This window comes from Rhodococcus qingshengii JCM 15477 (genome assembly GCF_023221595.1).
Taxonomy (GTDB): Bacteria; Actinomycetota; Actinomycetes; order Mycobacteriales; family Mycobacteriaceae; genus Rhodococcus_F; species Rhodococcus_F qingshengii.
Genome location: NZ_CP096563.1, coordinates 5,133,738 through 5,152,453, shown reverse-complemented (window position 1 = coordinate 5,152,453; position 18,716 = coordinate 5,133,738). Strand labels below are relative to the sequence as shown.

General features: G+C 63.3%; 20 protein-coding genes. 12 read left to right on the top strand and 8 right to left on the bottom strand.

Translation table 11 applies throughout. The annotated features are described in order from the left end of the window. From cydB to cydC, 3 genes are read left to right on the top strand one after another with little or no spacing between them, the layout of a single operon-like run. Positions 1–1,044 (top strand): cytochrome d ubiquinol oxidase subunit II, encoded by a 1,044-nt coding sequence (gene cydB, locus M0639_RS23540; protein ID WP_003939727.1) that lies wholly within the window; start codon positions 1–3, stop codon positions 1,042–1,044. Between the two features lie 58 nt (positions 1,045–1,102). Then, positions 1,103–2,791: a thiol reductant ABC exporter subunit CydD gene (gene cydD, locus M0639_RS23535; RefSeq protein ID WP_058037750.1), complete on the top strand. Its 1,689-nt coding sequence runs from the start codon at positions 1,103–1,105 to the stop codon at positions 2,789–2,791. Further along, on the top strand, positions 2,781–4,469 hold the full coding sequence (gene cydC, locus M0639_RS23530) for a thiol reductant ABC exporter subunit CydC (protein ID WP_064073424.1): 1,689 nt from the start codon (positions 2,781–2,783) through the stop codon (positions 4,467–4,469). Before cydD ends, cydC begins: the two co-directional genes overlap by 11 nt. A gap of 233 nt (positions 4,470–4,702) precedes the next feature. Here cydC and M0639_RS23525 read toward each other — a convergent pair whose 3' ends face one another. The 8 genes from M0639_RS23525 to M0639_RS23495 all read right to left on the bottom strand — a co-directional run bounded on the left by M0639_RS23525 (position 4,703) and on the right by M0639_RS23495 (position 9,952). Further along, a complete protein-coding gene (locus M0639_RS23525; protein WP_064073423.1) occupies positions 4,703–5,743 on the bottom strand; it encodes a type IV toxin-antitoxin system AbiEi family antitoxin domain-containing protein in 1,041 nt (346 codons plus the stop codon). Positions 5,744–5,887: 144 nt separating this feature from the next. Further along, complete coding sequence (locus M0639_RS23520; protein ID WP_039973378.1) at positions 5,888–6,526, bottom strand: heme-binding beta-barrel domain-containing protein; 639 nt, start codon at positions 6,524–6,526, stop codon at positions 5,888–5,890. Positions 6,527–6,784: 258 nt separating this feature from the next. Beyond that, positions 6,785–7,090 carry a DUF1416 domain-containing protein gene (locus M0639_RS23515; protein ID WP_003939797.1) on the bottom strand — a complete coding sequence of 102 codons (306 nt, stop codon included), beginning with the start codon at positions 7,088–7,090 and terminating at the stop codon, positions 6,785–6,787. Between the two features lie 2 nt (positions 7,091–7,092). Beyond that, positions 7,093–7,926 (bottom strand): sulfurtransferase, encoded by an 834-nt coding sequence (locus M0639_RS23510; protein WP_003939859.1) that lies wholly within the window; start codon positions 7,924–7,926, stop codon positions 7,093–7,095. Between the two features lie 74 nt (positions 7,927–8,000). Beyond that, a complete protein-coding gene (locus M0639_RS23505) occupies positions 8,001–8,471 on the bottom strand; it encodes a DUF4395 domain-containing protein (protein WP_003940408.1) in 471 nt (156 codons plus the stop codon). A gap of 131 nt (positions 8,472–8,602) precedes the next feature. Beyond that, the gene (locus M0639_RS35220) at positions 8,603–8,689 is read right to left on the bottom strand and encodes a putative leader peptide (RefSeq protein WP_350318872.1); all 87 of its coding nucleotides are present in this window, start codon (positions 8,687–8,689) and stop codon (positions 8,603–8,605) included. A gap of 10 nt (positions 8,690–8,699) precedes the next feature. Then, complete coding sequence (locus M0639_RS23500; RefSeq protein ID WP_003939684.1) at positions 8,700–9,176, bottom strand: thioredoxin family protein; 477 nt, start codon at positions 9,174–9,176, stop codon at positions 8,700–8,702. Beyond that, positions 9,173–9,952, bottom strand: a complete 780-nt coding sequence (locus M0639_RS23495) for an LmeA family phospholipid-binding protein (RefSeq protein WP_003939847.1) — start codon at positions 9,950–9,952, stop codon at positions 9,173–9,175. Before M0639_RS23495 ends, M0639_RS23500 begins: the two co-directional genes overlap by 4 nt. 141 nt (positions 9,953–10,093) lie before the next feature. Between M0639_RS23495 and M0639_RS23490 the strand changes: the two genes are divergently transcribed. The 9 genes from M0639_RS23490 (at position 10,094) to M0639_RS23450 (ending at position 18,716) form a co-directional block, all read left to right on the top strand. Continuing rightward, positions 10,094–10,846, top strand: coding sequence for a winged helix-turn-helix transcriptional regulator (locus tag M0639_RS23490; protein WP_003939728.1), 753 nt, complete (start codon positions 10,094–10,096; stop codon positions 10,844–10,846). A gap of 1 nt (position 10,847) precedes the next feature. Beyond that, the gene (gene mshD, locus M0639_RS23485; protein ID WP_007733842.1) at positions 10,848–11,747 is read left to right on the top strand and encodes a mycothiol synthase; all 900 of its coding nucleotides are present in this window, start codon (positions 10,848–10,850) and stop codon (positions 11,745–11,747) included. Positions 11,748–11,940: 193 nt separating this feature from the next. Beyond that, entirely contained in the window at positions 11,941–13,059 is a 1,119-nt protein-coding gene (pstS, locus tag M0639_RS23480; protein ID WP_003940482.1) for a phosphate ABC transporter substrate-binding protein PstS, read from the top strand. A gap of 62 nt (positions 13,060–13,121) precedes the next feature. Next, a complete protein-coding gene (pstC, locus tag M0639_RS23475) occupies positions 13,122–14,213 on the top strand; it encodes a phosphate ABC transporter permease subunit PstC (protein ID WP_007733846.1) in 1,092 nt (363 codons plus the stop codon). 3 nt (positions 14,214–14,216) lie between these two features. Beyond that, positions 14,217–15,125: a phosphate ABC transporter permease PstA gene (gene pstA, locus M0639_RS23470; RefSeq protein WP_003940100.1), complete on the top strand. Its 909-nt coding sequence runs from the start codon at positions 14,217–14,219 to the stop codon at positions 15,123–15,125. Positions 15,126–15,183: 58 nt separating this feature from the next. Further along, complete coding sequence (pstB, locus tag M0639_RS23465) at positions 15,184–15,960, top strand: phosphate ABC transporter ATP-binding protein PstB (RefSeq protein WP_003939968.1); 777 nt, start codon at positions 15,184–15,186, stop codon at positions 15,958–15,960. Positions 15,961–16,240: 280 nt separating this feature from the next. Further along, a complete protein-coding gene (gene ureA / locus M0639_RS23460) occupies positions 16,241–16,543 on the top strand; it encodes an urease subunit gamma (RefSeq protein WP_003939800.1) in 303 nt (100 codons plus the stop codon). Next, positions 16,540–17,010: an urease subunit beta gene (ureB, locus tag M0639_RS35095; RefSeq protein WP_007733849.1), complete on the top strand. Its 471-nt coding sequence runs from the start codon at positions 16,540–16,542 to the stop codon at positions 17,008–17,010. The genes ureA and ureB overlap by 4 nt, the downstream gene beginning before the upstream one ends. Continuing rightward, positions 17,007–18,716 carry an urease subunit alpha gene (locus tag M0639_RS23450; protein WP_007733854.1) on the top strand — a complete coding sequence of 570 codons (1,710 nt, stop codon included), beginning with the start codon at positions 17,007–17,009 and terminating at the stop codon, positions 18,714–18,716. The genes ureB and M0639_RS23450 overlap by 4 nt, the downstream gene beginning before the upstream one ends.

Sequence of the window (18,716 nt, the reverse complement as noted above, 5' to 3'; positions counted from 1 at the left end):
ATGGGACTTCAAGAAGTATGGTTCGTGCTCGTCGCAGTACTGTTCATCGGTTACTTCGTCCTCGAAGGGTTCGACTTCGGTGTCGGGATGCTCATGCCGATCGTCGGCAGAGGCAGTGACCTCCCGGCCGATACGCGTCGACGGGTGGCGCTCAACACGATCGGCCCGGTGTGGGACGGCAACGAAGTGTGGCTGATCACCGCAGGTGGCGCGATGTTCGCGGCATTCCCGGAGTGGTACGCGACGTTGTTCTCCGGGTTCTATCTACCGCTGCTGATCATCCTGGTGGCCTTGATCGTTCGTATCTGTGCCATCGAATGGCGAAGCAAGATCGACGACGACAAATGGCGTCAGCGTTGCGACTGGGGCATCATCTTCGGCTCCTGGGTCCCGGCAGTTCTCTGGGGCGTGGCTTTCGCGAACATCGTTCGGGGCGTGGCGATCAACGCAGACAAGCAGGTCGAGTCGGGATTCTTCGATCTGCTCAATCCGTACGCGCTGCTCGGCGGTCTGACCACCGCGCTGGTGTTCGCTCTCCACGGTGCAGTGTTCCTGGCACTCAAGAGTGCCGACGAGGTTCGTGAAGATGCCGTGAAGATTGCTGCACGACTGGCAATTCCGGCTATTCCGGTCGCCGGCGGATTCGTCCTGTGGACGCAACTCGCCTACGGCAAGGGATGGACGTGGATTCTGGTAGCTGCCGCTGCTGCGGCACTGATCGGCGTCGTCTTCCTGACGCGGGCCGAGCGCGAAGGCTGGGCTTTCGTTCTCACCTGTGTGGCCGTCATCGCCACTGTCGTGCTGCTGTTCGCCTCGCTGTTCCCGAACGTCATGCCGTCGACGCTGGATCCGGCGTACAGCCTGACCATCGAGAACGCGTCGTCGAGTCCGTACACGCTCAAGGTGATGACGTGGGCCGCGGCATTCATGACACCGGTGGTGATCATCTACCAGGGCTGGACGTACTGGGTGTTCCGACAGCGCATCTCCTCCAAGCAGATTCCGGCGTCGATCGGTCTCCGATTCAAGGAGAAGACTTGGTAGTCACGAACCCTGAATCACGACACATTCGAAACACGAAAGAACTGACGGTCGAATTCACGTGACAATCGAAGTAGGCGACGCTCCCACCACTCGGGAGCGTCGCCGGGGGCCGATCGACCCGCGGCTGTGGCGACATTCCGCTTCTGCGCGCGGCTACCTGATCCTGACTGTTGCTCTGTCGATGGTGAACGTCGTGATGGTCATCGTCGCGGCGCTCATGATCGGCCGGGTGCTGGCCGGAGTGATCACCACTCGAACTGTGGATGTTTCCTCGTGGACAACCGAATTGGTTGTTCTCGCCGCAGCTGTGGCGGTCCGAGTTCTGGGGACTTGGCTGCAGACCAGGTATGCGCACCGGGCGTCGACTCGCGTCGTTGCCGAGATCAAGAACGGCGTGCTGACGTCGGCGACGGCGATGAGTCCTCGCGATCTGGATCCGCGGCGTGACGAGATCGCGACCGTGGTCACCCGAGGTGTCGACGGCCTTGGTCCGTACCTGACGGGATACCTTCCGGCCCTGGTCTTGTCGGTGACGCTGACACCCATCACCCTGATAGTCATTGCGGTGCAGGACATGACGTCTGCGGTCATCATCTTCGTGACGCTGCCGCTGATCCCCATCTTCATGATTCTGATCGGCCTGCTGACAAAGGGTAAGTCGGAGAAGACGCTGGCAGCGATGACCACGTTGTCTTCGCAACTGCTCGATCTCCTTGCCGGTTTGCCGACGCTGCGGGCGCTCGGTCGTCAGCAGGGTCCTGCCGAGCGCGTCCGTGAACTCGGTGACGCTCATCGGCGAACGACGATGTCCGCCCTCCGCGTTGCGTTCCTGTCCTCGATGGTGCTTGAACTGCTCGCAACGCTCTGCGTCGCGTTGGTGGCCGTGAGTATCGGCTTGCGACTGGTGTACGGCGACATGTCACTCGAGCCGGGGATAGTCGCGTTGATCCTCGCCCCCGAGGTGTACCTGCCACTTCGGATGGTGGGAACCCAGTTCCACGCCGCCGAGGACGGAATGGCGGCAGCCAACAAGGCATTCGAGGTTATCGAGGCGGATTCTGCCGCACCGGAGGGTGGTAGCACGACGGTGGTCGCTCGCGGTGCCGACATCGTCTTCGACGGACTCGGCGTGACCTCTCGTGGGGGAGTCGCACCGTCTCGACTTTCCGCCGTGGCATCGCCAGGGGCGATCACCGTGCTCACCGGTCCCAACGGCTGCGGCAAGTCGACGGCAGTGCACGCGCTGCTCGGGTTGATCGAACCGAGCAGTGGGCGCGTGACGGTCGCCGGCGTCGATGTCCGAGACCTGGACGAGCACGCGTGGTGGAGTCAGTTGGCCTGGCTTCCCCAGCATCCGGTCCTCCTACCCGGCACCGTTCGTGAAAATCTCGATCTCACCGGGGTCGTCGATGCGCAAGCATTGGCTCGCGCCGCTGCTGCGACGGGATTCGACGCGGTACTGGCCGAGCTGCCTGCGGGCGTCGAGACCGTGATCGGCGTCGGCGGTACAGGTCTGTCTTTGGGGCAGCGGCAACGGCTGGCACTGACACGCGTGCTTGCCTCGGACCGCGCAGTTCTTGTCCTGGACGAACCCACCGCTCACCTCGACTCGGATTCGGAAGGGACAGTGTTGGCTTCTCTGAGAGCACGGGCGGAGCGTGGCGACACCGTTGTCGTGATCGGCCACCGTCCGAGTGTGCTTGCCGCAGCTGACCGGATCGTCGAGGTGCGCGCTCATGAGAAGTGACGCTCACGATCCGCTTCTGCGTGCTCTGCGGCTACTGGAACTTCGGCCACGACGCGTACTGACGGCGGTAGCGGCGGGTGTGGCAACACTCGGTAGCGCACTCGCCTTGGCCGCGCTGTCCGCATGGTTGATCACGCGTGCTTGGGAGATGCCCCCCGTTCTCGATCTCAGTGTTGCGGTAGTTGCCGTACGCGCATTGGGAATCTCACGTGGTGTCTTCCGCTATCTCGAACGATTGACGACGCACGACGTCGCGTTGCGCGGAACCACCGCGGCGCGATCGAGGATCTACCAGCAGTTGGCCGCAGGAGATCCCGCGGCAGCAGCCGGACTACGACGCGGTGACCTGCTCTCACGTACGGGCGCCGACGTGGATGCACTGGGCGACGTCGTCGTCAAAGCACTGATCCCGATTGCGGTTTCTATTGTCCTCGCGTTTGCTGCAGTGGGAATCCTGTTGTTCATCTCGGTTCCGGCCGCGCTCATCCTGGCTGTTGCGCTGGCGGTGTCCGGGATCGCGGCACCCTGGCTTTCGGCTCGTGCTGCTCGTCTCGCCGAGGCCGACAGTTCTGCTGCCGCAGCGCGATTCAGTGAGTCCGCGGTGACCGCCCTCGACCATTCCGCCGAGCTCCGGGTATCGGGTCGCTTGGATCAGGCGGTGAGCGAGGCGGTCTCTGCCGAGAACGATGTGGTAGAGGCAACCGATCGCGCGGCGATCCCGAGTGCCTTTGCCGCAGCTGCCACGCCCCTGGCAATCGGAGTGAGCGTCCTCGGTGCCCTGCTGATCGGAATTACGCTGTACGGAACCACCGAGATGTCACCGATGTCCATGGGAATCCTTGTACTGCTTCCGCTGTCGGCTTTCGAGGGAACCGCGATACTGCCCAGCGCGGCGGTGGCATTGACCAAGGCGCGGCTGGCGTCGGCACGCATCATGGCGGTACTCGATCGAGCCGACGCCGAACACGTTGAAGGAAATCGTGCGTGGCCGGAGGACGGGGTCCTGAGTGTGCACGCGTTGCGGGCGGGTTGGCCCGGGGGAAAGGTGACCGAACCGCTGTCGGTGGATCTTCCTCGCGGTGCTCGTGTTGCCGTCGTCGGCGAGAGCGGATCCGGAAAGACCACCGCACTGATGACGACGGCGGGACTGCTGCCGCCCGTCGCGGGAACAGTTCGTGTTGACTCGGTGGACGTTTCGGATATCGATCCGGCCGAGCTGCGTCGGCACGTGGGGTACTTCGCCGAGGACGCACACCTCTTCGAGACGTCGGTACTCGAGAACCTGCGCGTTGCGCGGGGTGACCTCACCGCCGAGGACGCGGAGAAGGCACTTGCCGCAGTTGGTCTCGGCGACTGGCTGTCGGAACTGCCGGACGGGCTCGACACCTACCTGGTCGGCGGCATGCGAGCGGTTTCGGGCGGTGAGCGTCGTCGGTTGCTGTTGGCGCGCGCGATCGTCTCGCCCGCGGAGGTGCTGCTGCTCGACGAGCCGACCGAGCACATGGACGCGGAGGCGGGCGATCAGTTGCTCCGCGAGTTGCTCAGTCGCGACGCAACGCTGGTCGATTCTTCGCGAACCGTTGTTGTCGTCACCCACCAACTTCCGGACGGCACACCAGCTGACCAGGTGATATGCGTCGGAAAAGTTTCTGTGGAAAATACGTTGCCGTCATCGTGAAGTGGGCGTACTTTCTCCTGTACACAAGGAAGGAGGTGGTCTGAAATTGAAGTACAGACGGACGCGTGAGGTGGCTGCCAGCTAGCCGCAATCGCTGATGGAATTCACTTACCGCGTGAGCGGCCTGCGAATCCCAGGCAGCCACCCGACCCCCGAGCCCCCGATCAGTCCGACCGGGATCCGCGCGAAAGCGTGGGTGTGGCTCGGGGGTCGCTTCGTGCCGTGCGCCTTTATCAACCCCCGGCGGTTGATAAAGGCGCACAGCGTGGACAAGGATTAGGCCCCCACCATCCACCGCGCTCGAGGATCGCTCTGACCTCGGCTGCAGTTCGGCACGAGGCCCCCTCCACCTCCTCCCAACCGAAGACCAGTGTGGCGTTGCCTGACAGTTCGGATGCGTTTCCTCGCCGACGATCCCGCAGCGCAGTCGCCCGAGAAGAGTGGAAGGCAAATCCGTCGAGTCGAACGATCAGTGCGACACCGCAATTGCGGTAGTCGACGTCCTCGTAGAAAGTTCTCCCATCGACGAGGACCGGCGATTGCCGTCGTGCTTCCGGCAAACCGTGTGCTCGCTCGACCTCGATTGCGTAGCGATGCTCGAGTACCGACTGGACACCGCGATCCAACAGGTCCAATGTCGAGGACAGCGCTTTGACATATCGCCTCGGCCGTCGGCATTCCATTCGGGTGCGCAATTCCATCCGTGACACTTTGCACGCCGTGGCCGAGCGAACCAGAGAACGAGCGGCGTCGCGAGCCGACGGCTCTGCAACCGCCAGGTCAATTGCGGTGTCGGCCAGCGAAGTACGAGCAGGCTGAGTGGCAACGCCGATGTGGGCCTGAGCGCGTGAACGATGAACGATCACTCCGGGATGGGCAGTGGACCACCCCAACGGAACGGGGCGCGCCGGGGAGCGTTCGGGTCTGACCGTCGGACTCTGACAGCGCGAGGATCTGCCGTATCGGACCGTGATGTGGACCGGCAGTTCGGACTCGATGTGCGTGAGTCCCCACTCTTCAGCTGCCGTCCGGTGACTCAGGTAGGTCTCTCCGCCGCCGAACAGAAGGGCGGCCTCGAGAATCATTGCTCGGTTGAGCGGGCCGTTGGTGCTGGATTGAACGCCGTGGAGGACGGAAGTCCATTGACCCGATTCGACCAGATGTTGGATGCGCCGCGGTGAATAGCCGAAAGGGCGTAGTTGTTTATTGGTCGCGAGTCCGTGTTGGAAGTCGAAGAGTCTTCGGAGATCAGGATCGATGTAGTCGCAGCTCATGCGAATACCGTCAGATCGCGGACCGACAAGAATCGGTCGAAGATGCCGCTCCGAAGCCCGCCTGTGGAATTTGTCGGTGCCTGTGGATAAATCTGCTGTGCGCCTTTATTAACCGCCGGGGGTTAATAAAGGCGCACAGCAGAGCTAGCCGATGTAGCGCGTCAGGCGGGCCGAGAGACGCGGTTCCAGGCCACCGTCAGACATGATCCGCTCTTCGACGTACGCAAGGTCGCCGCCTTCGACGATGCCGTACAGACGCTTCGCGCCGCCGTACAGTGCACCGGACTGGCTGCGGATCACCACGTCGGTGGCAAGTTCCCACGACGCTTGGGTGAGTGCGCGCCCGTAGTACATTTCGACGACACCGGAGCTGTGGCTGAGCAGGAGTTCGACCACTTCCTGGTTGACGCTGCCCGGGATGCCGTCGCCGCCCATGCGCCAGTAACCGCTCTCGCGCAGATCGGGGCTCACGTACTTGCCCTCGGCGTCGAGGCGCCAGGACCGGGACTCCCAATTGAGGTACGGGCCGCCGTCGTGCGAGATGACGATCTGCTGACCGAAGGCGTAGTCGCCGTTCTCGTCGTGTCCTTCACCTTCGCCGCGCCAGACACCGACGAGGGGGAGAAGCGCGAGGAGTTCGGGATTGATATCCGGGCCGAGGCGCAGGTTTGCGGTGTCCTCCGGCAACGGAAGGTCCGGCAGGGTCGGAATGTTGAGCGACGCCGTCGACTTGGAGCGCTCGACGGCGATGGCGACAGCTTCGTCCCCGCTGCCGCGCCTCACGGCACCTGCAGCGGCGGAATCGTCAGCGGTCGCGTCGGACCCTGAATCCGGAGCCTGACTCACGACTCGTCGGTGACCAAGCGGTACACGACGTACACGGAGAACCAAGCGATCATGACGGATGCGAGTGCGAGGAGTACCTCGAAGAAAATGACCACGGGTACATCTTAGACCGCGGCGACCGACCGGAAAAATCGGGAGCCGGAATGCAGAAGGCCCCGCACCGGAGGGGTGCGGGGCCGCCTGACAAAGCAGGAATTACTTGCTGACGGTCACGTCCACGTTGTGCACGCCCGAGCCCTCGGGAGCGACGGTGGAGGTGCCGTTGCCCGAGCTGGACAGTGCACGCACGGTCCACTCGCCCGGAGCGGCGAAGAAGCGGAAATCGCCGGTTCCCGATGCCACGACCTCGGCCGTGAACTCTCCGGAGCCGTCGAGCAGACGCACGAATGCGCCGCCGATGGGCTGGCCGTCAGCTGCGAGAACGCGGCCGGTGATGACCGTTTCCTTCTCGACGTCGACGCCGGCAGGCAGGGTCTGGCCCTGGGTAGGTGCTCCACACATGATCAGGCTCCCAATTCGATCGGTGCGCCGACGAGTGAGCCGTATTCGACCCAGCTGCCGTCGTAGTTCTTGACGTTGTTCTTGCCGAGGATCTCCTGCAGGACGAACCAGGTGTGGCTCGAACGCTCGCCGATGCGGCAGTAGGCGATCGTTTCCTTGGTGTCGTCGAAGCCCTTTTCCGCGTACAGCTTGGCGAGGTCGTCGTCCGACTTGAAGGTGCCGTCCTCGTTGGCGGTGGTGCTCCACGGGATGTTGATGGCTCCGGGGACGTGGCCACGCTGCTGCGCCTGCTCCTGCGGAAGGTGGGCGGGAGCGAGGATCTTGCCGGAGAACTCGTCAGGGCTACGAACGTCGACGAGGTTCTTGCTGCCGATGGCGTCGATGACCTCGTCGCGGAATGCGCGGATCGAGAAGTCGGGGGTCTCGGCCTTGTACTGCGTGGCTTCGCGGTTGACTGCGTCCTTGGAGAGCGGGCGTCCGTCGAGTTCCCACTTCTTGCGGCCGCCGTCGATCAGCTTGATGTCCTGGTGGCCGTACAGCTTGAAGTACCAGTACGCGTAAGCGGCGAACCAGTTGTTGTTGCCACCGTAGAGAACGACGGTGTCGTCGTTCGCAATGCCTTTGGCGGAGAGCAGATCCGAGAACTGCTCCTGGTTCAGGAAGTCGCGTCGGACGCCGTCCTGGAGGTCCTTGCGCCAGTCGAGCTTGACTGCACCCTCGATGTGGCCGCCGTCGTATGCGCTGGTGTCCTCGTCCACCTCGACAAAAACGGTCTTGGGGGTGTTGAGGTTCTGCTCAGCCCAGTCAGCGGAGACTAGGACGTCGGAGCGAGCCATGGTGTTCCTTTCGATATGGTCTTGCATCGGTCGTTATCTAGCAGGGGTTCAGCAGGGTTGTGGGGCAAGCGTTTTCACGCGGTGGTAGCGCGGCCGGTATTTCGCAGCCTTGCGACGAGTGGATAGATCTGGCAGCCGAGGCAGATGCCGAACGCGGCGTTGAGCAGGGCCGCGAACAAGGCGAAGCCGGTGGCAACGGTGCCGACGATCGTCGACCCGGCCAGGAAACCGACCGTGCCGGCGAGTGCGAAGACGAAGCCGACGAACTGCGCGAAGCGCAGCGGCGCCACGGGTTCGCGTTCGCTGACCGGCGAGAGTCGCGGGGCGACGAGCTTGCCGAAGATCTGGCCGTACGGGCTGCGCTTGGGGCCGAGTACCGCTCCGACCGCGAAGACTATGGCCTGCAGTGCGAGAACGACGGTGGCGGCGGGCAGTGAGAAGGTCGAGAGGATGAGCGTGAGTACGAGAACGCCGGTGGTGACCCACGCGGCGAATCGAGGTCCGCGGACGTCGACCTGCTCGAGCTGGGGTGTGGTTGTGGACATCGGGAGTGCTCCTGCGCTGGATTGCATGATGCTGTGCCTGGGCCGAGAAAACGGGACGTCAAAGTCCCACTCGGTGGATTGATCACGTGAGCGAAAGCTCGAAGGTCAGAGAGATCTGACGGATGTGGTGATCAGCAACAGGTACAGCAACAGCCCCCGAGGCGGCACAGGTCTACTGCGCGGCGTCGGGTGAGCATCAGCTCGTGGCGGGTTTGCACGTCGGCGAGTTTACCCCGAATTCTCGGATTTTGGCTCGTGGGGTCCGGATAGTGGTACGAGTGCAGCTTTCAGATCGGCTGCGGATGGCACTCCGGACACCCGGAACTGTTCCTCCAGGCCACCGTCGAGGATGAAGGTGGTGGGCAGCGAGAGGACACTCATCTCGCGTGCCAGAGCCGGTTCCTTGTCGATGTCGAGCTCGATCTCCACCGGCGGACGGGGAGCGTCGGCCATCGAGATCACGACCTGACCGACGACGCGGCGTACTGCCGCGCACGGTCCGCACCAGTCGGCAGAGAAATGCAGTACGACGGGTCCGCCGTTCGGCGAAGAGACTCCAGCGGCGCGGAGCAGTTCGAGGCGACTGTCCGCCGCGCCGGTCGCGGCCGGCGTGGTGACTCGGACCTTTCCGTTGCGCGACTTGAGAAAGAGCCCGACCGCGACGACGGCGACCAGCGCGACCAGCAGAATTGTGATCCCGGTCATCGGTTCTGCAGCTCTGCGAGATCGATCGTCGTGTTTTCGGCGCTGCCTTCGATCACGATTCTTCCGCCTTCCGCGTAGACCAGGCTCGGCTGAATTCCGTAGGGGAGTGCCTGCGGATCGATCGTGTAGCTGAACAGTCCGAGGACGACGGGTTCGAGTGCTGCGGGGATCGAGAAATCGGCTTTGCCCTCCGGACCGAAGTACAGATTGCTGGCGACGATCTTGACCTGCCCACCTTCCAGAACCAGGTTGGCCTGCACACTCACTGCAGTCTCGACCGGGCCGACGGCAACCGTTCCCGTCAGCACGACGGCGCCCGCGGTGCTCGCTCCGGTTCCGCCGCTGCCCCCGGTGCCATCCGACTTGTTGGCCGGCGGCGAAGATACCTGCAGGTCAGGGATATTGAGCAGCTTTCCGAGGTCGGTGGCGTTGATTCCCATCCGGCCGTCGAGTTTGTCGACGGGGAGTTGGGTGACATTGCCGTTCACGATGTCGGAGAAGGGAACGGTGACCCCACGCAGATCGGCCTCGACGGTCACTTCGCCCACCACGTCGCTCTGGACGCCGGTAGCTCTGACGTAGACGTCCTTGTATTTCCCGCCGAGTGCCTGGGTGAGGAAGGGGAACCCGTTGAAGGTGACCTCCGGATCCGACTCGAGTGATGCGCCGGTTCGGAGCTCGCGGGAAACCCGGTACTCGGCGTACGCGGCCGCGCCGAAATCGGCCACCAGTCCGAGGCCGAGGAGAAAGACGATGCCGATGATCAGTTTGCGCACCGCACCATTGTGACGGACTCCGGTCGGGGTTCGATGCGACGGCCCCGGTACCAGGCACGCTAATGTAGGGACCGACCAAAAGCGTCGAACTACTCGAGCGTTGCCCTCACGGGTTGCGCGGGCTACTAGATAGGAGGCCGTGTGGAACTGCTCCTCCTCACCTCCGACCCCAACCCGGAAGCTGTACTACCGGCGTTGGCGTTGCTGGCGCACTCGGTTCGGCCTGCCCCCACAGAGGTTTCCTCGCTACTCGAGGCAAGTTCCGCGGACGTGGCATTGGTGGATGCGCGCACCGATCTGGCTGCCGCACGCGGGTTGTGTCGATTGCTCGGAAGCACAGGATCCGCAGTACCTGTGGTCGCCGTCCTCACCGAAGGCGGACTCGTTGCCGTCAACGCCGACTGGGGGTTGGACGACATCCTGCTTCCCGGTACCGGTCCGGCTGAGGTGGACGCCCGATTGCGGTTGTTGGTCGCCCGCAGCGGCGGTGTGGCCAGTCCGGAAGCGTCGGGAAAGATCACGCTGGGCGAACTGGTTATCGACGAGGGGACGTACACGGCACGACTGCGTGGACGGCCCCTTGATTTGACTTACAAGGAATTCGAGCTGCTCAAGTACCTCGCGCAGCACGCCGGACGGGTATTCACCCGGGCGCAGCTGCTGCAGGAAGTGTGGGGCTACGACTTCTTCGGCGGCACCAGGACGGTCGACGTCCACGTGCGTCGTCTGCGGGCGAAACTCGGCACCGAATACGAGTCCTTGATCGGTACAGTCCGAAATGTCGGATATAAGGCAGTGCGTCCGACCAGGGCCAAGGGTGGCGCAGCTGCTCCCGTTCAGTTCGAGGACGACGAGGACGTCGACTACGACGCGGCCGACGGATCGGTGGTCTGACGTGGGTTGGACAGATTCACTGCCGGCTGGATTCGCCGAGCAGGTTTCCGCGCTTCTCGATCGCGCAACCGAGTTCGACGGCAAGGCGCCCGTGTCGGAACAGGGGCGCCATGCCGTTGCCGGGCGCGGCGGCGCGCGACACTTCCTCGAACTCGACGGCGATGCAGTCGTCGGTTATGCGCAGCTGCAAGCCGGTTCGGACGAGCATCCCGACATGGCGGAGTTGGTGGTCGACCCGCAGGCGCGGCGCCGCGGCATCGGAACCAGGCTTGCCGCAGCGGTATTCGACGAGGGCCGGCCGGGCACGCGTGTCTGGGCGCACGGAAACGTCGACGCCGCAGTCGAATTCGCCAAGAGCCTCGATCTGGTCAGCGTTCGTGAACTCCTGCAGCTGCGTCGACCACTCGATGCTCCGCAGCTTCCGGAAATCGTTGTGCCCGAAGGTGTGACGATTCGGACGTATGGTGGACCCGAAGACGATTCCGAGATCCTTCGCGTCAACAATGCGGCCTTCTCCTGGCATCCCGAGCAGGGTGGCTGGACCCAGGCGGAGATCGACGAGAGAACGGCCGAAGGTTGGTTCGACCCTGCTGGTCTGTTCATGGCGTTCGCGGACACCGATCCCGATACTCTTCTCGGCTTTCACTGGACCAAGGTGCACGCACCCGAAGGTGACGATCCGGAGCTGGGGGAGGTGTACGTCGTGGGGATCGATCCCGCGGCGCAGGGACGAGGTCTCGGCCGAGTGCTGACTCTCGCGGGCATGCATTACCTGCGTGATCGCGGCCTCGGAACCGTCCTTCTGTACGTCGAAGGCGACAACACGGCCGCCCTCCACACGTACGAACGACTCGGCTTCGATCGGTTCCACGTGGACATGGCTTACGCCCGCGCGCTCTGACGTCACAGTCGGACACGCAGAAATGTCCAGTCTGTTCATTCTGCGTTAACCATGTGTGGTCCAGCCGGACACCGCGCCCGCCTACTTTTCTCTGTGGGCAGCGCCGTGTTGCCTGATGCAGATTTCAATCATTCTGCGTCTCATGTCGCCGCCCGATCGTGGGCGTGGCGGTAGCGATTTCCGGAGGATCTTGGTGAATCTCAAGCGCAGTGGTGCCCTGCTTGGTGTAGTGGCCGTGGGCGCCATGACCTTGGCCGCATGTGGCAGCGACAACAACTCGTCGTCGACGGGTGTGGACGCGTCCGCATCGAACGCAACGTGCGAAGGCAAGAGCAACCTCTCTGCCGCTGGTTCCTCGGCACAGAAGAACGCCATGGACCAGTTCGTCGCCACTTACATCTCCGTGTGCCAGGAAAAGGGCAAGACGGTCAACGTCGCGTACAACCCCAGCGGTTCGGGCGACGGTCGTACACAGTTCATCGCCGGCCAGATCGACTTCGCCGGCTCCGACTCGGCCATCAAGGACGAGCAGGCCGACAAGGCCAAGGAGCGTTGCGTCGGCGGCGAAGCCTGGAACCTTCCCCTCGTCTTCGGCCCGATCGCAGTTGCATACAACCTCGACGGCGTCGACAAGCTCGTTCTCAACGCAGAGGTTCTCGCGAAGATCTTCAACGGCGGCATCACCAAGTGGAACGATCCGGCAATCGCCGCGCTCAACTCCGGTGCATCGCTTCCCGACGAGAAGATCACCACCGTGATCCGCTCCGATTCCTCGGGTACCACCGACAACTTCCAGAAGTACCTCGACGCGGCATCGAACGGTGCTTGGACGTCGGGCGCAGGGTCCGACTTCACCGGTGGCGTCGGTGAGGGCGCCAAGGGTTCGGCGGGCGTTGCACAGGCAGTTGCCACGGCACCGGGTTCGATCACCTACGTCGAGAAGTCGTTCGCCGATCAGAACAAGCTCTCGGTTGCCGAAATCAACACCGGCTCCGAGGCAGTCGCACTGACCAACGACACGGCCGCGAAGTCGATCGCAGGCGCGAAGTTCAAGTCCGACGCAACCGGCGACCTGACGCTCGACCTCGCGTCGATCTTCAAGACCAACGAAGCCGGCGCCTACCCGCTGGTTCTCGCCACGTACTCGATCGTCTGCTCCAAGGGCTACGACGCGGACACCTCCGCAGCAGTGAAGTCGTTCCTGACGAGCGCGGCCAACGAGGGTCAGGCCAACCTGGCCGAGCAGGGTTACGTCCCGCTGCCGTCCAACGTCCAGGATCGCCTCAACGCGTCCATCACGGCAATCAGCTGACCTAGAGACTCGTGCGGACAAGCTCATGGATCTACATTCAGACGTGAAGGAAGTGAGCGCGCATGAGTGACGCGCCCATCACCTCGACATCTCGTTCTCCCGGCCCCGCAACCAGCGGGGCCGGGGTGGGCGGTCCGAACGGCACCACGGAGGACACGATTACTTCCACCAAGGCTCCAGAAACCGAGCATCCTCCGAAGGGTGACGGTCCGGGTAGCGGCAACAGCAAGACGGTGACCCGTCCGGGTGACCGCATCTTCAGCTCGCTCGCCTCCGGTTCGGCAATCTTCATCACGGTTGTCATCGCGGCGATCGGCGCGTTCCTGATCTGGCGTGCTGTTCCTGCTTTGAGCCGGAACCAGGTCAACTTCCTGACCAGCCGTGAATGGGTCACGCAGAACATCAACGCGATGGCGTTCGGTGTCCTCGATCTTTTCCAGGTCACGGTGTTGGTCTCGCTGTTCGCACTGGTGCTCGCGATGCCGATCGCACTGGGCATTGCGATCTTCCTGACTTCGTACTCACCCAAGTGGCTCACGCGGCCACTGTCGTACACGATCGACCTTCTGGCAGCTGTGCCGTCCATCGTCTACGGCCTGTGGGGACTTCTCGTCTTCGCTCCGGCGATCACCCCGGTCGCGGTGTGGCTCAACGACACTCTCGGCTGGTTCCCGCTCTTCGCCGACGGCAGCGGATCGATCACCGGCGGCGGCACCATCTTCACCGCAGGCATCGTCCTCGCCGTGATGATCCTTCCGGTCATCACCGCAGTGACCCGCGAGGTGTTCATCCAGACCCCGCGATCACAGATCGAAGCCGCACTCGCCCTCGGCGCCACGCGCTGGGAAGTTGTGCGCACCACGGTCATCCCGTTCGGTAAGTCCGGCTACATCAGCGGCTCGATGCTCGGTCTCGGACGCGCACTCGGTGAGACGATGGCGCTCTACCTGATCCTGCGCACCACCTCTCAGGCCTTCGGCTGGTCGCTGTTCGACGGCGGCTCGACCATCGCCTCCAAGATCGCCCTCGGCTACGCGGAGTTCAACAACGACATCCAGGCAGGCGCGTACATCGCGGCCGGACTGGTGCTGTTCGTACTGACCTTCGTCGTCAACGCGGCTGCCCGCGCAGTGATCGCCGGAAAGAAGGACTGACCCATGACCTCCACTCTGGACCGGCCGGTCAAGGCCCCCACTTTCCAAGGCGTCGGCGCTCGTCGTCGTGCCAAGGACGTCATCGCGACCATCCTGGTGAGCCTGGCAGTCGTCATCGCGCTCATCCCGTTGGTCTGGGTGCTCTTCACGGTCATCGCCAAGGGCCTGCCCGCTCTGACGTCGCCTACCTGGTTCACCAACTCGCTGAGCGGATTGACGGCGTCGGCCGACGGCGGCGGTATCTATCACGCATTGATCGGCACCCTGCTGCAAGGCATCGTGTGCGCGGTCTTCTCCATCCCGCTCGGTATCTTCGTCGCGATCTACCTGGTGGAGTACGCCGACCGGAAGTCGAAGCTGGGCAAGCTGACCACGTTCATGGTCGACATCCTCAGCGGTGTTCCGTCGATCGTGGCCGCGCTGTTCATCTACGCCCTGTGGATCGCGACCTTCGGCTTCCCCAAGTCCGCGTTTGCGGTGTCATTGGCTCTGGTCCTTCTGATGGTCCCGGTCGTCATCCGCTCCACCGAGGAAATGCTGCGCATCGTCCCGATGGATCTGCGAGAGGCGTCGTACGCGCTCGGTGTGCCGAAGTGGAAGACCATCTCGAAAATCGTTCTGCCGACGGCACTTCCCGGCATCATCACCGGCGTCATGCTGGCCCTGGCCCGCGTGCTCGGTGAGACCGCACCGCTGCTGATCCTCGTCGGCTACGCACCGTTCATCAACTTCGACCTGTTCAACGGCGAAATGGGCACACTGCCTTCCGTCATGGTCGCCGAGATGAACAACCCCACCGACGCCGGCACCAACCGCATCTGGGGCGCAGCACTGACCCTGATCCTGCTGATCGCGATCCTCAACATCGTCGCGAAGCTGATCGGTCACTTCTCACAGGTCAGAAGTAAGTGATGCGGCCTCGGAACATGTTCGTACTCAACAGCGTCAACAACTCAGTAGGGAGCCGGTAATGGCCAAGCGTCTGGATCTCAAGGACGTCAACATCTACTACGGCAAGTTCCACGCCGTTGCCGATGTGGGCCTGTCCGTCCCGCCCCGGAGCGTCACCGCCTTCATCGGCCCGTCCGGTTGCGGCAAGTCCACCGTTCTCCGTTCACTCAATCGCATGCACGAAGTGATTCCCGGTGCGCGCGTCGAGGGTTCGGTGCTGCTCGACGGCGAGGACATCTACGGCTCGAACGTCGATCCGGTCGGTGTTCGCAAGACCATCGGCATGGTGTTCCAGCGACCCAACCCCTTCCCGACCATGTCCATCAAGGACAACGTCGTCGCGGGCTTGAAGTTGCAGGGCGAGCGCAGCAAGAAGAAGCTCGACGAGGTGGCCGAGCGTTCGCTGCGCGGTGCCAACCTGTGGAACGAGGTCAAGGATCGCCTCGACAAGCCCGGTGGCGGCCTCTCAGGCGGTCAGCAGCAGCGTCTGTGCATCGCGCGTGCCATCGCGGTCTCGCCCGACGTCCTGCTCATGGACGAGCCGTGCTCCGCGCTCGACCCGATCTCGACTCTCGCGATCGAAGACCTGATCACCGAGCTGAAGAAGGACTTCACGATCGTCATCGTCACGCACAACATGCAGCAGGCTGCGCGTGTGAGTGACCAGACGGCATTCTTCAACCTCGAGGCAACCGGCAAGCCCGGTCAGCTCGTCGAGATCGACGACACCGAGAAGATCTTCTCGAACCCGACGCAGAAGGCCACCGAGGACTACATCTCCGGCCGCTTCGGATAGGTCCCGGGATCAACCCTGCACGATCATGTTTCACCCCCGTTTCCAACAGGAGACGGGGGTGAAACTTTTTGGTTGTGGTGATAGTTCCCACTCCGGTGCGCAGAGCTGAGCGTCGTTGGGCGCCCGAATAATTCGATGAGCAGCGCAAGTGCGCCGAGTGGGCGCTGAAGTAGCCGACGACGTGAATCTCGTGGATACTGACGACGCTTCGGACAATGCTAATCTCGGCCCGACAGCACGCTGTCGATCGATGTCGTTTCACAACCGGAAGGGCTTGTCAGTGCACCTCACCCCTTCAGATACCGAAAAGCTGCTCCTGAGCGTCGCGGGCATGGTCGCCCGTGACCGCCGCGAGCGCGGGGTACTGCTGAACTACCCCGAAGCGATGGCACTGATCTCGTGCTGGATTCTCGAGCGCGCGCGTGACGGAATGACGGTTGCGGAACTGATGAACGCCGGTCGGCAAGTGCTCACCCGCGACGACGTGATGGAAGGGGTACCCGAGATGATTGCAAACGTCCAGGTGGAGGCCACTTTCCCGGACGGTCGCAAACTGGTCACCGTGACGGAGCCCATTCGATGATTCCCGGCGAAGTACGTGTGTCCACAGAACCGCTCGAGTTCGGCACGGACGCGGAGAAGATCACGATGGTCGTCGTCAACGACGGCGATCGCCCCATTCAGATCGGTTCACATCTCCACCTTCCCGCGGCCAACCCGGCGTTGACCTTCGATCGCGAAGCGGCAGACGGCTTCCGGCTCGACATCCCCTCGGGAACGTCGGTTCGGTTCGAACCCGGGGTCAGCAGAACGGTGACACTGATCGCGCTCGGCGGACTCAAAAGGGTTCCGGGCCTGCAGATCGTGCCGGACGAAGACCTACCGACACATGCGCGCGAGCCCAAGACCGTCATGCCCTTCGGCACGCCCGGCGTCGAGGTCGAAGAACCTTTGCGAGCGTCCTCGGTGAACGTGCGTGTGAGTGATGTTCCAGTCGAGGCGGATTCACCGGACGACGCCGCGACGACAGTTGAGAGGACAGCCGAATGAGCAGGATCGATCGACGCGGCTACGCCTCCCTGTACGGCCCGACCGCAGGCGACCAGATCCGTTTGGCCGACACCGATCTGTGGATCGAGATCGAGCACGACTACACCGCGACCGGCGACGAGATGGTCTTCGGCGGCGGTAAGAGCATCCGCGAGTCGATGGGCCAGGGCCTGACCACTCGCGACCAGGGTGCTCTCGACGTCGTCATCACCAACACGGTGATTCTCGATCACTGGGGAATCGTCCGGGCAGACGTCGGAATTCGCGACGGACGCATCGTTGCGATCGGCAAGTCCGGTAACCCCGACATCATGGATGGCGTGCACCCCAAGTTGCTCATCGGGCCGAGCACCGACGTGATCGCCGGTGAGGGAAAGATCCTCACCGCGGGTGCGATCGACACTCACGTGCACTTCCTCAGTGAAGTCGAGATGATGGAAGCACTCGCCACTGGTACGACGACCGTGGCGGGCGGCGGAACGGGCCCCACCGAAGGAAGCAAGGCAACCACTGTCACACCCGGCGCCTGGTCCTTGACGATGATGCACCGCGCCCTCGACCACATCCCGCTCAACGTTCTTCTCCTCGGCAAGGGCAGCACCGTCAGTCATGAGGCCATGCGTCAGGAAGCTCTCGCCGGCGCAGGCGGATTCAAGGTTCACGAGGACTGGGGTTCCACTCCGGCCGCGATCGACGCCGCTCTGCGCGCAGCCGACGAGTTCGGCCTTCAGGTAGCGCTGCACGCCGACAGCCTCAACGAAACCGGTTACGTACAGCACACTTTGGATGCGATCGCCGGACGCGGGATCCACGTGTTCCATGCGGAAGGCGCCGGCGGCGGGCACGCACCGGACATCATCGTGACGGCAGGTGAGCCGAACGTTCTTCCGGCATCGACCAATCCGACGTTGCCGCATACCGTCAACACGGTTGCCGAGCACCTCGACATGCTCATCGTGTGTCATGCGCTCAATCCCCGGGTTCCGGAGGATCTTGCCTTTGCCGAGTCCCGGATCCGTCCGACAACGATTGCAGCAGAAGACTTTCTGCACGACATCGGAGCCATCTCGATCACCTCGTCCGACGCCCAGGCGATGGGCCGTATCGGTGAGGTGACCCTGCGGACATGGCAGGTGGCTCACGTCATGAAGGCCCAGTACGGCAAGCTGGGCACCAGCATGCCGGCCGACAACGAGCGTGCGCGGCGTTACGTCGCCAAGTACACGATCTGCCCCGCGGTGGCGCACGGTATCGATCACGAGATCGGCTCGGTCGAGGCCGGGAAGATGGCGGACCTGGTGCTGTGGGATCCCGCGTTCTTCGGAGTCCGTCCTTCTGCCGTGATCAAGGGCGGGGCGATAGTTGCTGCGCCGCTTGGTGATCCGAATGCTGCTATCCCGACCCCGCAGCCGGTGTTCGTTCGCCCGGCCATCGCGGCGACTCCGGGATCGGCCCCGCACCTGTCCACGACGTTCGTCTCTCCGATGGCCATCGAGGACGGTCTGGCCGACCGTCTCGGTCTCACGCGCACCCTTACCGGTGTTCGTCCGACGAGGCACCTCACCAAGGCGGATATGCCGAACAACACGGCGCTGCCGTCCATCGACGTCGATCCGGAGACGTTTGCCATCAAGGTCAACGGCGACCTGATCGCGCCCAACCCCGTTGACGTAGTGCCGATGGCTCAGCGCTACATGCTGTTCTGA